The 14,767-nt window shown below is 73.2% G+C and carries 11 protein-coding genes and 1 pseudogene; 5 read left to right on the top strand and 7 right to left on the bottom strand.

Annotation, left to right across the window (positions count from 1 at the left end):
- Positions 1–124 precede the first annotated feature (124 nt).
- Both ACZ63E_RS43905 and ACZ63E_RS43900 read right to left on the bottom strand, forming a co-directional pair.
- Positions 125–673 (bottom strand): annotated as a pseudogene (locus tag ACZ63E_RS43905) (GNAT family N-acetyltransferase); the annotation flags it as partial.
- Positions 670–1,182 carry a YbaK/EbsC family protein gene (locus ACZ63E_RS43900; protein WP_465307905.1) on the bottom strand — a complete coding sequence of 171 codons (513 nt, stop codon included), beginning with the start codon at positions 1,180–1,182 and terminating at the stop codon, positions 670–672. The pseudogene ACZ63E_RS43905 and the gene ACZ63E_RS43900, both read right to left, overlap by 4 nt.
- A 928-nt stretch (positions 1,183–2,110) precedes the next feature.
- On the opposite strand from ACZ63E_RS43900, the gene ACZ63E_RS43895 reads away from it, so the two are divergent.
- The 5 genes from ACZ63E_RS43895 to ACZ63E_RS43875 all read left to right on the top strand — a co-directional run bounded on the left by ACZ63E_RS43895 (position 2,111) and on the right by ACZ63E_RS43875 (position 6,032).
- The gene (locus tag ACZ63E_RS43895; protein WP_465342256.1) at positions 2,111–2,497 is read left to right on the top strand and encodes an SAV_6107 family HEPN domain-containing protein; all 387 of its coding nucleotides are present in this window, start codon (positions 2,111–2,113) and stop codon (positions 2,495–2,497) included.
- Positions 2,487–3,254, top strand: coding sequence for a maleylpyruvate isomerase family mycothiol-dependent enzyme (locus ACZ63E_RS43890; protein ID WP_465342255.1), 768 nt, complete (start codon positions 2,487–2,489; stop codon positions 3,252–3,254). Before ACZ63E_RS43895 ends, ACZ63E_RS43890 begins: the two co-directional genes overlap by 11 nt.
- Positions 3,255–3,313: 59 nt before the next feature.
- Entirely contained in the window at positions 3,314–4,045 is a 732-nt protein-coding gene (locus ACZ63E_RS43885) for a VOC family protein (protein ID WP_465342254.1), read from the top strand.
- A 14-nt stretch (positions 4,046–4,059) separates the two neighbouring features.
- Positions 4,060–4,896, top strand: coding sequence for an alpha/beta fold hydrolase (locus ACZ63E_RS43880; protein ID WP_465342253.1), 837 nt, complete (start codon positions 4,060–4,062; stop codon positions 4,894–4,896).
- Positions 4,897–4,970: 74 nt separating this feature from the next.
- Positions 4,971–6,032, top strand: a complete 1,062-nt coding sequence (locus ACZ63E_RS43875; protein ID WP_465342291.1) for a GNAT family N-acetyltransferase — start codon at positions 4,971–4,973, stop codon at positions 6,030–6,032.
- A gap of 6 nt (positions 6,033–6,038) precedes the next feature.
- Here ACZ63E_RS43875 and def read toward each other — a convergent pair whose 3' ends face one another.
- The 5 genes from def to pdxA all read right to left on the bottom strand — a co-directional run bounded on the left by def (position 6,039) and on the right by pdxA (position 14,755).
- Positions 6,039–6,539 carry a peptide deformylase gene (def, locus tag ACZ63E_RS43870; RefSeq protein WP_465307895.1) on the bottom strand — a complete coding sequence of 167 codons (501 nt, stop codon included), beginning with the start codon at positions 6,537–6,539 and terminating at the stop codon, positions 6,039–6,041.
- A 436-nt stretch (positions 6,540–6,975) separates the two neighbouring features.
- Entirely contained in the window at positions 6,976–11,640 is a 4,665-nt protein-coding gene (locus ACZ63E_RS43865) for a DEAD/DEAH box helicase (protein ID WP_465342252.1), read from the bottom strand.
- A complete protein-coding gene (locus ACZ63E_RS43860) occupies positions 11,618–12,418 on the bottom strand; it encodes a DeoR/GlpR family DNA-binding transcription regulator (protein WP_465342251.1) in 801 nt (266 codons plus the stop codon). The genes ACZ63E_RS43865 and ACZ63E_RS43860 overlap by 23 nt, the downstream gene beginning before the upstream one ends.
- The gene (locus ACZ63E_RS43855; protein WP_465342250.1) at positions 12,390–13,730 is read right to left on the bottom strand and encodes an MFS transporter; all 1,341 of its coding nucleotides are present in this window, start codon (positions 13,728–13,730) and stop codon (positions 12,390–12,392) included. The genes ACZ63E_RS43860 and ACZ63E_RS43855 overlap by 29 nt, the downstream gene beginning before the upstream one ends.
- Positions 13,727–14,755, bottom strand: a complete 1,029-nt coding sequence (pdxA, locus tag ACZ63E_RS43850) for a 4-hydroxythreonine-4-phosphate dehydrogenase PdxA (RefSeq protein ID WP_465342249.1) — start codon at positions 14,753–14,755, stop codon at positions 13,727–13,729. Before pdxA ends, ACZ63E_RS43855 begins: the two co-directional genes overlap by 4 nt.
- Between the last annotated feature and the right edge of the window lie 12 nt (positions 14,756–14,767).

Below are 14,767 nucleotides of genomic sequence, written 5' to 3'. Positions count from 1 at the left end.
TCTGTGTGTTCCCTCTCCTTTTTTTTGTCCGCTGCTCCCCCTCCCCCCCCCCCCCCCCCCCCCCCCCCCCCCCCCCCCCCCCCCCCCCCCCCCCCCCCCCCCCCCCCCCCCCCCCCCCCCCCCCCCGCCCGAGGATCGCGAACGGCCGCGGGTCGCCGGCGAAGTGGTAGTCGCGCAGGACGTCGACGAAGCCCGTGCGGCGGTAGAGCTTCCACGCCCGGCTGGTGCCTTCCGGCGTCGAAAGCAGCACGTTCGCGCTCGGCACACCGTCGAGGAGGGCGCGCAGCAGGTCCTCGCCGATCTGGTGGCCCTGGTTCTCCGGCCGGACGTGGATCTCGGTCAGCTCGAAGTAGTCCGCCAGCCAGCGCTCGGCCTCTTCGGGCCCGGAGCGGCGGCTGAGCCCGTGCCGCACCTGCTCGTGCCACCACTGCCCGGCGCGGCCGCGGTAGCCGTAGGCGACCCCGAGCAGGACGTCGTCGGCGTCGAGCGCGGCCATGCAGCGCCAGCCCTCACGCAGCGCGTGGGTGAGCCACATCGGCGCGCGCTGCTCGGCGGTGCCCGCGGGGTAGCGCATCGCCCGGACGTAGATGGCGAGCGCCTCGGGCAGGCGCGCGCGGAACTCGTCCGCGGAGAGCTGGACGTAGCGGGAGCAGCCGGCGGGCATCGCGGTCACGGGTGCCCATCTTCCTCCGCGCCGGAGAGCGCGCCCGGGGTGCCCCCGGTCAAGGCCACCAGCCCGGCGAAGGTGGTGGGGAAGACGGTCTTGGGGTGCCCGGCCGCGGCCCACACGACGTCGTGGGCGCGCAGCGCGGTGTCGACGAGCGTCGGCAGCGGCGCCGGGTGCCCGACCGGGGCGACCCCGCCGATCGGCTGCCCGGTGACCTCGCGCACGAAATCGGCGTCGGCCTTGCCGGTTTCGGCCCCGGCCAGCCGGGCGAGCGTGGCCGGATCCGCCCGGTGCGCGCCCGAGGTCAGCGCGAGGAGCGCTTTTTTGTCGGACCCCAGGCGGAAGATGAGGCTGTTGGCGATGGCCCCGACCGGCACGCCGAGCGCTTCGGCCGCCTGCGCAGCGGTCCGCACCTCGGCGGGCAGGACCCGGATGCCCTCGGCGGCGGCCTGCTGCCCGGCTTCGGCGAGCGCGGCCGCCACCTTGGCGACGGCGGGGTGGTCCAGCGAACTCATGAGCCTATGAGATCACGCCACCGACCAGGTGTCCCGCACCACGTCCGGGGATTCCACCCGTGGGGTTGAGCGGACGCCGGGTCGGGGGTTACTCTGGAAATCGTTCGAACAGGCGTTCGACATCCGGTGAGCGCGCACCGGTCAGGCGTCCGCCGCCGGGACGGGGGAAGCGTCTCGGCGGCGGGCCCAGATCGGGCTCACCCCGCGCAGGAGGAGGGTCGTCATGTCCGTCAAGGTCGTGTCCCCCACGGATCCCGGGCAGCCCCAGCTGCCCCTGTCCCCGCACCCGGCCACGGTGCCGGCGGTCACCCGCCGCCACCCGACGGAGCCTGCTCAGGCGCAGCTGCCCCTGTCAGCCCCGGCGCCGGCGACCCCACCCCAGACCCGGCGACGCTTGTCGGCACCGGTGGTGGACTCGCCGCAGCCGTTGTTGCCTGCGCTGCCTGCGCGGTCGTGTTCGACGGCGGTGCAGCCAGGCCGCCGACGTCCGCCGGCTTCGGCGGTGGAGGCTGACCAGCCGCAGCTGCCTTTGTCGCCGCGCCCGGCGGTCGCGGCGGTGGACTCGCCGCGCCTGCCGATGCCGTCGCCCTCGGCTGCCGATGAGCCCCGTCAGCCGCCGTCGGCTTCGGCTGTGGACCCGGCGCAGGCCCAGTTGCCTCTTTCGTCGCGCCCGGCGGCTCTGGCTGTGGACTCGCCGCTGCCGTCGCGCCCGGCTGCCGAGTCGGCTGCCCCGGTAGTGGACCAGCCGCAGCCGCCGCTGCCCGCGCCGTCGCGGTCGACAGCACCGACCTCGGACCTCGCCCAGCCTCAGCTGCCTCTGCCGCCGCGCCCGGCAGCGGTTCGCGAGCACCCCGCGGATCCCGCGCAGCCGCCCGCCGATCCCGGGCAGTCACAGCTCCCCATGTCCCTCCGCCCTCCCGCCCCGCCCGTGGCCGCCGGTTTGCTCGGCCAAGCGCGTCGGATCCTGGCCGAGGCCGAGCGGGAGACGGACCCCTCCGAGCAGTTCATCGGCGCCTACCTCGCCGCCCTGCGCGGTGCCGCCGCCGTGCTGGCCGCGCGGGGGCGGCCGCATCGGGGGCGGGTGCGGCCGGCCAGCACCTGGGTGCTGCTCGACTCCGTCGCGCCCGAGCTGCGGGAATGGTCCGCCTTCTTCGCGGGCAACTCGGCCGCGCGCGCCGCCGCACAGGCCGGGATCACCGGGAAGGTCACCGCCGAGTCGGCCGCGCAGCTGGTGCGTGCCGCCACGCCGTTCCTCGAGCTCGTGCGCCGGCTCGTGCACGGCCTGCCGATCACCGGGGAAGCCCATGTCGCGTGAGCACGGCCCGGTCGACCAGGGGCGGCTGCTCACCGCGTTGGGGATCGAAGGCCGGGTGCTGGTCGAAGCCGTCGACGCGGCCCCGGCCGAGGCGCCGGTGCCGGCCTGCCCCGGCTGGACGCTCGGCGAGGTCCCCCGGCACGTCGGCAGCCTCTACCGGATGGTCCGCCGCCGGCTCGTCGAGGGCCGCGTCCCGGAAGAGTGGCAGCGCGATCCCGAACCCGGCCAGGGCCTGGCCGAATACCTCGAGACGGGCCTCACCGAGCTCCTCGACGAGCTTGCCGCCCACGACCCCGAAGAGCCCGCCGACACGTGGTGGCCCGCCGACCCGACGTTCGGGTTCTGGCGGCGCCGGATGCTCCACGAGACGCTGGTCCACCGCGTCGACGTCGAGCAAGCGGCGGGCACGCCGGAGCGCGGCATCGACGAAGACCTCGCGGTCGACGGCATCGACGAAGCGCTCACCCTGTGGTTCGGCCAGAAACTGCCGATGCTCGGGCTCACCGGCACCAAGGCGGGCTCGGTCGGCGTCCGGACCGGCGCCCACAGCTGGATCGCGCGAGCCGGCCCGGAAGTGACGGAGGCCTGGCGCTGTTCGGCCGAGGAGGCCGAGGCCGCGGACGACGTCGTCACGGCCGAACCCGGGCGGCTCTACCTGTGGCTCTGGGGCCGGGCGTCCCTGACCTCGGTGACCGTGCGCGGAGTGCACGACCAGGCGGCCCAGCTCTGGGCGCTGCTGCGGCTCGCGACCCGATGAACCCGGCCGGTGGGGAAGCCGAACCGGAACTGTCGGAGGTGGCGGCTAGCCTGCGGCGCATGAGCACGCGCCTGGTGAACCTGGTGATCGACGCGGCGCGGCCGGAGGCCCTGGCGGGCTTCTGGGCCGCGCTGCTCGGCTGGCGCGTCGCCGCGGAGCCCGACGGCGAGGTCGACGTCCGGGCTCCGGCGACCGACGGCTGGGACCTGGACCTCGTCTTCGTCCCGGTGCCCGAGCCCAAGGAGGTGAAGAACCGGACCCACCTCGACCTGGCGAGCAGGACCGCCGCGCACCAGGCCGAGTTGGTGGAGCGCGCCCTGGAGCTGGGCGGGCGCCACGTCGACGTCGGGCAGGGTGACGTGCCGTGGGTGGTGCTGGCGGACCCCGAAGGCAACGAGTTCTGCGTCCTGGAGCCGCGCGAGAAGTACGCGGAGTCCGGCGCGGTGGCGGCGATCCTGGTCGACACCCACCATCCGGAGCCGCAGGCCGCGTTCTGGGCACGGCTCACCGGCTGGCCGATCCAGGACAGGGAGGGTGACGTCCTGGTCGGCCTGCGCGCGCCGTCGGGTCGCGGGCCGTGGCTGGAGTTCCTTCGCACCACCGACGTGAAGAGCGTGAAGAACCGGATCCACCTGGACATCGCGCCGCCGGCCAGCGCGGATCACGCGGCGGCGGTGGCGGAGATCGTCGCGCTCGGCGCGGCGCCCGCGGACCTGGGCGGTCCCTCGCTGCCGTGGCGGGTGCTGGCGGATCCGGAGGACAACGAGTTCTGCGTGCTGACCCCACGCTGACCTAGCTTGGGATCATGGAGACCTTCGAGTGGCAGGGGCGCCGGATCGCCTGGGACCGCGCCGGAGCCGGGCCCGCGGTGGTGTTCTGCCACGGCACGCCGTGGTCGTCGTGGCTGTGGCGCCCTTTTGCCGAAGCGCTGAGCGACGACTTCACCGTCTACCTCTGGGACATGCCCGGCTACGGCCGGTCGTCCAAGGACTCCGGTCACGCGGTCGACTTCGGCGTCCAGGCCGAGGCGTTCCAGGCGCTGCTCACGCACTGGGGTCTCGACCGGCCGCACGTCGTCGCCCACGACTACGGCGGTGCCGTGTCGCTGCGCGCCCACCTGGTCCACGGGGTGCCGTACGCGTCGCTGCTGATGGCCGACGTCGTGGCGATCCCGCCGTCGGGCTCGCCGTTCTTCCGGCTGGTCAAGGAGCATCCGGACGTGCTCGCGCAGGTGCCGCCGTACATCCACGAGGCGCTGGTCCGGGCCTACATCGGCAACGCGAGCTTCCGCGAGCTGCGGGAAGCCGACCTCGCGGAGCTCACCGCCCCGTGGCTGGGCGACGAGGGCCAGCCGGCGTTCTACCGCCAGATCGCCGCGTACGACGAGCGCTACCTGGTCGAAAACGAGGAGCGGCTCGGCGGCATGGACCTCCCGGTGCGGGTGCTCTGGGGCGTCGAGGACACGTGGATCCCGACCAAGACCGGCGAACGGCTCGCCGCCGGCATCCCCGGCGCGACGTTCACCCCGCTCGCCGGCGCCGGCCACCTCGTCCAGCTGGACGCCCCGGTCGCGCTGGCGACCGAGCTGCGGTCCTGGCTGACGCGTGTTTCGCCCGGGTTGCCGGGTCGCGCCGAACGCTGACCTGCGCGAAACACCGGCGTCCTGGCGCGGCAACAACCCCGCGGGACCGTGGTGGCATGGAGACCTCTCGAGCGTTGCCCCAGCCGGGCCGGACGGCCGTCGTCGAGGAGCCCGCCACCCGGTCCGCGTGGCGGGTGCGGGTCCGGATGCACGATCACCCGGGCACGCTGGCCCGCCTCGCGATCCGGCTCGCCGACCTCGAGTGCAACATCCTCGGCCTGTCCGTGCTGCCGGTACCCGGCGGTGTGCTCGACGAGATCGTGCTGCGACCCGCGATCGGCCTGCCCCGGCGCCGCCTGATCGAGGCCCTCCGCGCCGAGGGCTGTGAGTGCACGGCGATCATCGACGCCGACGTCCACGAGCTGGTCGACCCGTCGTCGTCGACACTGCTGGCGGCCCGCCGCGCGATCGACGACCCGGCCCGGCTCACCGAGGTGCTGAAGGAGGTGCTGGCCGCCGACGTCGTCACGCTGGTTCCCGCCGCGGAAGCCAACCCGGCCCGCACCGAGAGCGGGCACCGGGCAGTGTTCGAGGTGGGCGCGGGCCAGGCGCTGGTGGCGCGCCGCCAGTGGGCGCCGTTCGTGCAGCTGGAGCTGACCCGCGCCGAAGCGCTGGTGACGCTGCTCGCCGCGACGGCCCGGAACGTCGCAGGCCCGGTGGTGCTCGACCGCCTGGACGGCGCCGCGATCGTCCTGCGCAAGGGACTGCCCGGTGACGCCGACGCGGTGTCCGAGCTGCATCGCCGCTGTTCGATGGCCACGCTCTTCCGCCGCTACCACACGGGAGTGCGAACGGTCCCGCGCCGCTGGCTGCACCGGCTGCTGGTGCCGCCGCGCGGCACGAGCGTGCTCGCCGTGTTCGGCCGCGAGGTGATCGGCCTGGCCCAGCTCATCCCGGCGGCCACCGGCGAGGCCGAGATCTCCCTGCTGGTGGAGGACGACTGGCAGCGTCAGGGCATCGGCACGGCGCTGCTGTCCCGGCTCGCGGTGCTCGCCGAGGCCCAGGGCATCACCGAGCTGAAGGCGGACTGCCTACCGGGCGACGACGTCCTGCCCCGCACCGCGGCCCGCGCGGGCCTGCGCACGGAACGCGGCCCCGAGGACGAGGCGAAGCTCAGGCTGTTCCTGCCCGCTTGAGGCGGGTCAGCGCTTCCAGAACCAGTCCTTGTCGCGCGCTTCGCGCAGAGCGGTCTTCTTGCGCTCGGCGGTGAGCCGGTCGAGGTAGAGGACGCCGTCGAGGTGGTCGGTTTCGTGCTGCAGGCACTGCGCCAGCACGTCTTCGCCCTCGACCTCGATGGGCTGGTTGTGGATGTCGACCCCCCGGACCTTGGCGTGCACTGCCCGCTTGGTGGGGAACCACAGCTCCGGAACGGACAGGCAGCCCTCGTTGATCTCGTGCGTCTCTTCGGACAGCTCGACGACCTCGGGGTTGACGACGTACCCGCTCAGCCCGGCGACGTCATAGCTGAAGATCCGCAGCCCGACCCCGATCTGCGGCGCGGCCAGCCCGGCCCGCCCGTCCGGCTTGACGGAGTCGACCAGGTCCCGCACGAGAGCCTCGAGCTTCTTGTCGAAGACGGTGACCGGATCACAGACGGACTTGAGGATCGGGTCCCCGAAATAGCGCAGTTCGCGCATGGCCATGAGCAGAACATCCTTCGTGCGAGTCGGACTGGCAGCTTAGGCCAGCCCGGAACCGGCCCGCCGGGCAATCGGAAACCGGCGGCCACGGGGCCGGGCTCGCGGTGCGCGGCGGGCGAAGCGAGGTTGGTTGCGAAGCTGAGTTGGCCACGAGGCCAGGCCTGCGGTGAGGCCGATTTGGCCGCGCGAGGCCGGCCAGCCGCGAAGCCGGGCCAGCGAGGTCATGCGTGCCGCGAAGCTGAATTGGCCGCGCGCAGCTGAAGTCGGCCGCGAAGCTGAACCGGTCGCCGCGCCAAGCCGGCCGTGGTGCCGAGATGGCCGCGAGGCTGGGTTCCCCGCGCTCGCCAGGCCAACCGCGAAGCCGGACCTGCGGCGAGGTCGGGCCAGCCGCCAACCCGAGCTGCCGCTCGGCTGGAGTCGGCGCAGCCGGGGCCATCGCTCAAGCTCGTAGTCGTAGGCCGGAGGGTGTTGCTCGGAATCCTGCCTCCCTCAGTACCTCTGCCAGCTCCGAGGTCAGCGCTTGCTCGCCGTCCGCGCGTTGGACTGACAGCTGGCCCAGCCAGCCTTCGCGGACCGCTGCCGACAGGGCCTGGGCCGCGTCCGACAAGGGTTGGCGTTCCTCCGTGAAGCTCAGCAGTGATCGTCCTCCTCGCTCTACGTACAGCGCCGGGACTCCGTCGACCAGTACCGCCAAAGCTCCGGCCTTGCGGGCCGGGCGGTGCTTCGTGTCGCCCGTTGCGGCCGGCCAGGGGAGTGCCGCCCCGTACGGTTGGGCCGGGTCGGCTGCCGCCAGCACCACCGCTCGTCCGGGTGCCGGGCGGCCGGGGCCGGAGAGGGCGCGGAGGCGGTCGACCGCTCCCTTGGCCGCGAACTGGGCCGCGCCCAGGCCCTCCACCACGTAACCGCGGATCACCTGGCCGGTGTCTTCCATGCCGCGGAGCACCTTGTAGATCCCGGAGAACCCGCCGGTGACCCGTTCGGTGTCCAGCGCGCCCCGGGTCAGGACGCCGTGGCGCTCCAGGAACGCCTCGGTCCGCGCGTGGGCTCGCCGGGTCGCGTCGGTTTCGCGGACCGGGGTCAGCGCCCAGCGGCCGGCGACCGTCGGCGGCCCGGACCGTGAAGGCATCTGCGGCCGCCCCGCGCGCAGCCGCGCGTACCGGCCGCGGGGTGCTTGCCGCCGGGGTTTGTGGGCTCCGTGCCCGGCGACCTGGGCCCGCAACGGCCCCAGTGTGTCGCCCGTGACCAGCCCGGCCCACACCAGGTCCCACAGCGCGGCCACGACTTCGGCGTCACTCGGCGCCTTCTCCACCAGCACGGTCGCGCGGTCCACCAGCTGGCGGAAGAACAGCGCTCCACCCTCCAAAGTGGACACGATCGCGTCGTGCAGCGGGCCGGTCGGGATGTCCTCGACCACCTCGGGCAGCAGCAGGTCGGCGACGTCGGTGGGGGCGAGGGCGATCCAGCCGTCGCCGCCGGACAGCGCGCCGCAGCCCGCCCACGTGACCTCGCCCGCCGTCGTCAGCTCGTCCAGCAACGCGGGGGAGTAGCCCGGCAGCCTCCCGGGCAGGATGAGCGACTCCACCGCGCTCGCCGGCAGCGGCGCCCCGGCGAGCTGCTCGACCACCGACAGCACGTCGTCCGCCGTCGGCGCCGCCCGGACGCGGCCGCCGAACCCGTGCCACGACGGCAGGAACCGGCCCAGCGCCGCCGGTTCGACCGGCTCCACCTCGGCCCGCAGCTTCGCCAGCGACGCCCGCCGCAGCCGCCGCAACACCGCCGAATCGCAGTATTCGATGCCGACACCATGGGTGTCCGGATGTCCGACCGGGCTCAGCTCGCCTCGGACGAGACGCCCTTCCCCGGTCATCCGGTCGAGGACACCGGTGACGACCGCCATGCCGAGCCCGAACCGCTCGGCCACCGTCGCGGCCGCGAACGGGCCCCGGCTCCGGGCGTAACGCGACAGCAGGTCACCGAGCGGGTCCGCGACCGGTTCGGTGAACGCCTCGGGCACGCCCACCGGCAGCGCGGTGCCCAGCGCGTCCCGCACCTTGCCGGAGTCCTCGATCGCCAGGAACCGTTCCGTGCCGCCGATCCGCACCCGGATCGCGCGACGCGCCGCTTCCAGCTCGGTGAGCCACTCGGCCTGAATCCCGCGCTCGGCCGCCTCTTCGACGGTCAGGTCGCCGAGGAACCGCAACAGGTCGGCGGCGTCTTCGGCCGAGCGCGCGTGGCGGTCGGGGTCGAGCCGCTGCAGTGACCGCTCCACCTCGGTGACCGCTTCGGGATCCAGCAGCTCCCGGATCGCCTCGGTGCCCAGAAGCTCGGCCAGCAACGCCGAGTCCAGCGACAGCGCCGCCGCCCGCCGCTCGGCCAGCGGCGCGTCCGTCTCGTACAGGAACATCCCGACGTAACCGAAGAGCAGGCTGCGCGCGAACGGCGACGCGGCCGGCGTCTCGACCTCCACCAGCCGGACCTTGCGCGCCCGGACGTCGGCCATCAGTTCCCGCAGCCCGCCCACGTCGTAGACGTCCTGCAGGACTTCGCGCATCGCCTCCAGGACAACCGGGAACCGCTCGTACTTCGCCGCGACCGACAGCAGCTGCGACGCGCGTTGGCGTTGCTGCCACAGGGGAGTGCGGCGCCGCGGGTCCCGGCGCGGCAGCAGCAGCGACCGCGCCGCGCACTCCCGGAACCGCGCAGCGAACACGGCGGAGCCGCCGACCTCGGCGACGATCAGCTGCTCGACCTCTTCGGGGTCGAGCAGGATGTCGTCGGCGCTGATGGTGACGTCGGCGCCCTCGGCGTCCAGCGCGTCCGGGAGCCGCAGCACGATGCCGTCGTCGGAGTGCGCGATCTGCGCGTCGACCCCGCGGTTTTCCCGCAGCCGCGCGGCGATCGCCAGCGCCCACGGCGCGTTCACCTGCGCGCCGAACGGCGAGTGCACGACGATCCGCCAGTCGCCCAGCTCGTCGCGGTAGCGCTCCAGCAGGATCGTCCGGTCGTTCGGCACGTGGCGGGTCGCGGACTTCTGCTCTGCCAGGTAGGCGAGCAGGTTGTCACACGCCCGCTCGTCCAGACCCGCCGCGGTGGCCCGCTCCCGCGCCTTCACGTCGTCCGATGTGGACAGTTCGCGGACGAACTTCCCCAGCGCCCGGCCGAGTTCCAGCGGACGGCCCGGCGCGTCGCCCTTCCAGAACGGCATCCGCGCCGGCTCGCCCGGCGCGGGCACCACGATGACCCGGTCGTGTGTGATGTCGGTGATCCGCCACGACGACGTGCCGAGCAGGATGGTGTCGCCGACCCGCGACTCGTACACCATCTCCTCGTCGAACTCGCCGACGCGCGAACCGGGCTTGTCGTCTCCGCCCGGGGTCATCACGGTGAACAGCCCGCGGTCCGGGATGGTGCCGCCGGAGGTGACGGCCAGCCGCTGGGAACCCGGCCGTCCGCGCAGCTCGCCGCTGATCCGGTCCCAGGTGATCCGCGCTCGCAGCTCGCCGAACTCCTCGCTCGGGTAGCGGCCCGCGAGCATGTCGAGCACCGCGTGCAGCGCGTCGTCCGGCAGGGAGGCGAACGGCGCCGCCCGCCGCACCAGCGAAGCCAGGTCCGGCACGGCCCACGGTTCGAGCGCCACCATCGCGACGACGTGCTGGGCCAGCACGTCCAGGGGGTTGCGCGGGTAGCGGACCGCCTCGATCGCGCCGCTCGCCATCCGCTCGGCGACCACCGCGCAGGAGACGAGGTCACCGCGGAACTTGGGGAACATCACCCCGGAGGACACCGCGCCGACCTGGTGCCCGGCCCGGCCGACGCGCTGCAGCCCGGACGCGACCGTCGGCGGCGCCTCGATCTGCACCACCAGGTCGACCGCGCCCATGTCGATGCCCAACTCCAGCGACGACGTCGCCACCACGCACGGCAGCCGCCCGGACTTGAGGTCCTCCTCGACGTGGGTGCGCTGCTCCCGTGACATCGAGCCGTGGTGCGCCCGCGCGATCACCGGCGCCGCGCCGGTGCTCACCCCGGACTGCCCGACGGCTTCGGCCGGGAACGTGTCGCTCGGCGTGAGCTCGGTCTGCTCGGCGGCGAGCTCGTTGAGCCGCGCGGTCATCCGCTCGGTGAGCCGCCGCGAGTTGGCGAACACGATGGTCGAGCGGTGGGCCCGGATGAGGGCCAGCACCCGTTCCTCCACCGCGGGCCAGATCGACGGCCGCTGCACCGGGTTGCCCTCGATCTCCTCCAGCGTGCCCAGGCCGCCTGGCGCGATTTCGCCCGGCGGGAACACCGTGGTCAGCGACTCCAGCTCGTCGAGCGGGCTCGGCGCCGGCCCGCCGCGGGGCGCGTCGAGGTTGCTCATGTCGTCGACCGGGACCTCGACCCGCACCTCGATGGTCTTCGCCAGCTTCGGCTGGACGACGCGCACCGGACGGCCGCCGGCCAGGAACGCGCTCACCTCGTCGACCGGGCGGACCGTCGCCGAGAGGCCGATCCGCTGCGCCGGCTTCGGGAGCAAGGAGTCGAGCCGCTCCAGCGAAAGCGCGAGGTGCGCGCCGCGCTTGCCGCCGGCCACCGCGTGCACTTCGTCGACGATCACGGTCTCGACGCCGCGCAGCGACTCCCGCGCCGACGACGTGAGGATCAGGAAGAGCGACTCCGGCGTGGTCACCAGCACGTCCGGCGGGGTCTTGCCGAACGAGCGGCGCTCGGCCGCGGTGGTGTCGCCGGTGCGCATGCCGACCTCGATCTCCGGCACCGGGCGCCCGAGCCGCCGTGAGGCCTGCGAGATGCCGGCGAGCGGCGCGCGCAGGTTCCGCTGGACGTCGACGGCGAGCGCCTTCAGCGGCGAGACGTAGAGGATCCGGCAGCGTTTGGTGGCCTCCGCCGGCGGCGGCTCCACCGACAGCCGGTCCAGCGCCCAGAGGAACGCGGACAGCGTCTTGCCGGACCCGGTCGGCGCGACGACGAGGGCGTGCTCGCCCGCGTGCGCCGCCCGCCAGGCGCCTTCCTGCGCCGCGGTGGGCGCGGCGAAGGCCCCCGCGAACCAGTCCCGGGTCGCGGGGGAGAAGAGGTCGAGCACGTCACCTGCCACGTTGTCCATCATGCGCGGCACCACCGACAGTTTCCGGCGAGCCGGCCAGGATCACGCTCTCGGCGAACTGCGGATAAGTGACGTCGACCTTCGGCTCGTCGGTGATCAACCGGTACTCGCGGTCGAGCGGCGCCCAGTACGAAAAAGGTGCCTGGCCCAGCTTGGAGTGGTCGGCCAGCACGTACGCCTCGCCACCCGCGTGGAGCATCGCGTGCTTGACCACCGACTGCTCGAGTGAGGGGCAGCACAGGCCCCGCTCGGCCACCAGGCCGTCCGCGCCCAGGAACACCCGGTCGGGTGAGATGTGCCGCAGCTGCGCCAGCACGCTCTCCCCGAGGATCGCTTCGTTGGGATGCCGCAGCCGGCCGCCGAGGACGATCAGGTCGATCCCCGCGAAGCCGGCCAGCTCGCGGATGGCGTTGACACCGTTCGTGACCACGGTCAGTCCCTCGCGGTGGGCGAGGTGGCGGGCGAGCCGCCCGGTGGTCGTGCCGGCGTCGAGCAGCACGACCTCGCCGTCTCGCACCAGCGCGGCGGCTTCCCGGGCGATGGCGTCCTTCGCCGCCGCGTGCTCGTGGTCCTTCTCGCGAGGACTGCGTTCGGTGTCGAGCGCGCCGCCGTACGTGCGCACGACGTGCCCGGCCCCGGCGAGTGAGGCGAGGTCGCGCCGGATCGTCGACTCCGAGACGCCGAACTCTTCGGCCAGCTCCGTGATGCCACCCGAGCCGTCGCGGACGGCTTCGAGCAGCATCGCGCGCCGGTCACGGGTTCCTGGTCGCGGCTGGGACATGTGCCAAGTCTTCCACGGGAGCGGGCTTGAGTCCGAAGAACGCCAGGGCCGCGGCCACGGCGAGGAACGCGGCCAGGACGACGAACCCGGTGGTCGCGCTGCCGGTGGCGTCGGTGAGCCAGCCGACCAGGTAGGGCCCGGCGAAGCCGCCGAGGTTGCCCAGCGCGTTGATCAGGCCCATCGCCACGGCGACGACCTCGATGCCGAGGATCCGGCTGGGGATGGCCCAGAACGGCCCGTACGGCATGTAGACGCCGGTCGCGACCACGCAGAGCAGCACCAGCTGCACCGCCGCCGGCCAGTGGACGAGGTTGCCGAGCAGCAGCCCGGCGATCGCGACGAGCAGCGGCACGGTGACCGCGAGCCGCCGGTTGCCGGTCTTGTCCGACCAGTGCGCGCACGCGACCATCCCGGCCAGCGCCAGGACGTACGGCACCGCGGACAGGAACCCGACGGCGGTGGCCGACCCGCCGGTCATCGTCTTAACCACCGACGGCAGCCACAACGAGAACCCGTAGAAGCCGGTGATCCAGAAGAAGTAGACGCCGATCAGCAGCAGGACCTGCCGGTTCGCGAGCGCCTGCCGATAGCCCGCTTTTCGGGGGTACGGGTGGCGAAGCCCCCGGCCCGAGGCGAAGCCTCGGTTGTCACAGCCCTGCTTCGCGAACGCCGGCTTCGCGTCTTCTTCGGCCTTCAGCGTGGTTTCGAGGTAGTCGCGTTCCTCGGCCGAGATCCACCGCGCCTTCGCCGGCCGGTCGGCCACCGCGAACCACCAGACGACGGCCCACAGCAACGGCGGCAGCCCTTGGATCACGAACACCCAGCGCCACGACATGTGGTCGAGCATCAGGCCCGACAACGGCGACATGACGATCGCCGAGATCGGCAGGCACGTCATCCACAACGCGTTCGCCCGCGCGCGTTCCGCCTGCGGGAACCACGACGCCAGGAGAATCAGCACCGCGGGCCAGACGCCGCCTTCGAACAACCCCAGCAGCAGCCGCGCGAGGTGCAGCTGGGTCTCGTTCTGCACCAGGCCGCACAGCACCGCCGCGACCGCCCACGCGACCATCAGCACCAGCACCGTCTTGCGGGCGCTCCACTTCACCGCCAGCACGGCCGCCGGGATCTGCAGCACCAGGTAGCCGAGGAAGAAGATGCCGCTCGCCAGCCCCTTCGCGCTGGCGGACAACGGGAAGTCGTCGCCGATGTAGGGCAGGATCACCGCGACGTTCGTGCGGTCGAGGTAGGCCAGCATGTACATGACCACCGCGACCGGGATCACGTACGCCCAGCGCTTGCGGGGGATCATCGGACGCCCGGTGGGTAGATGGCGGGCAGCTTCCGCGCGTACGGCGCCAGTGTCGCCGCCGCCTTGAACGCCGCGACCATCGTGCCGTGGGACGCCCGGCCGGTGCCGGCGATGTCGAACGCCGTGCCGTGGTCGACCGACGTGCGGAGGATCGGCAGGCCGACCGTCACCGAGACCGTGCCGTCGAAGTCGTACGTCTTCGACGCGATGTGCCCCTGGTCGTGGTACAGCGACAGCACACCGTCGAACCGGCCCTGGATCCCTTGGTGGAAAACGGAGTCCGCGGGGATCGGGCCGACGACGTCGAGCCCGGCGACCCGCGCGGCGGCCACCGCGGGGGCGATCGCGATGATCTCCTCGTCGCCGAACTTGCCGTTCTCCCCGCCGTGCGGGTTCAGCGCCGCCACGGCGAGTCGCGGTTTCTCGGTGCCGAACACTTCGAGCGCCGTGTAGGCCTCGCGGATCGCGTGCTCGATGTTCTCCCGGGTGATCTGGTCGATCGCCTGGCGCAGCGAAAGGTGCCGGGTGGCGAAGAAGATCTTCAGCCCGGACACCCAGAACATCGTGTTGAACCGGGTCGACCCGGTGAGCTCGCCGAGCATCTCGGTGTGCCCGAGGTGCTGTGAGCCGGCCGCCCAGATCGCCTCCTTGTTGATCGGCGCGGTGACGACCGCGTCGACTTCACCCGCCAGCGCGAGCCGGGTGGCCACCTCGATCGCGCCCACGGCGGCGGCGCCCGCGGTCGCGTTCACCTCGCCCCACGGCAGGTCCTCCCGGACGACACCGAGGTTGAGGATGTCGATCACCCCCGGGGTGAAGCGCGCGTCGGCGACCGTGGCGATCGGGTTGATCTCCAGGTTCAGGCCGAGGTGGCGGACCAGGCGTTCCAGCACGATCGCGTCACCGACCGCGACCCCGCGTGCCAGCTGCAGGGACTCGGGCTCGGCGAGGGTCTTGAGGGTGATCTCGGGGCCGATGCCCACGGGGTCGCCGAGGGTGACGGCGAGGATGGGGAGGTCGCTCACGGGTTCTTCCTT

Source organism: Amycolatopsis sp. NPDC104819, from assembly GCF_055583145.1.
Note: the sequence above shows the minus strand (reverse complement) of the source record. Positions and strands in the feature narration are given on the sequence as shown.

Coding starts and splice junctions, on each gene's coding strand:
- ACZ63E_RS43900 (WP_465307905.1), bottom strand. CDS start 1,182: ATGAGTTCGCTGGACCACCCCGCCGTCGCCAAGGTGGCGGCCGCGCTC.
- ACZ63E_RS43890 (WP_465342255.1), top strand. CDS start 2,487: ATGTCGCGTGAGCACGGCCCGGTCGACCAGGGGCGGCTGCTCACCGCG.
- ACZ63E_RS43885 (WP_465342254.1), top strand. CDS start 3,314: ATGAGCACGCGCCTGGTGAACCTGGTGATCGACGCGGCGCGGCCGGAG.
- ACZ63E_RS43880 (WP_465342253.1), top strand. CDS start 4,060: ATGGAGACCTTCGAGTGGCAGGGGCGCCGGATCGCCTGGGACCGCGCC.
- def (WP_465307895.1), bottom strand. CDS start 6,539: ATGGCCATGCGCGAACTGCGCTATTTCGGGGACCCGATCCTCAAGTCC.
- ACZ63E_RS43865 (WP_465342252.1), bottom strand. CDS start 11,640: ATGATGGACAACGTGGCAGGTGACGTGCTCGACCTCTTCTCCCCCGCG.
- ACZ63E_RS43860 (WP_465342251.1), bottom strand. CDS start 12,418: ATGTCCCAGCCGCGACCAGGAACCCGTGACCGGCGCGCGATGCTGCTC.
- ACZ63E_RS43855 (WP_465342250.1), bottom strand. CDS start 13,730: ATGATCCCCCGCAAGCGCTGGGCGTACGTGATCCCGGTCGCGGTGGTC.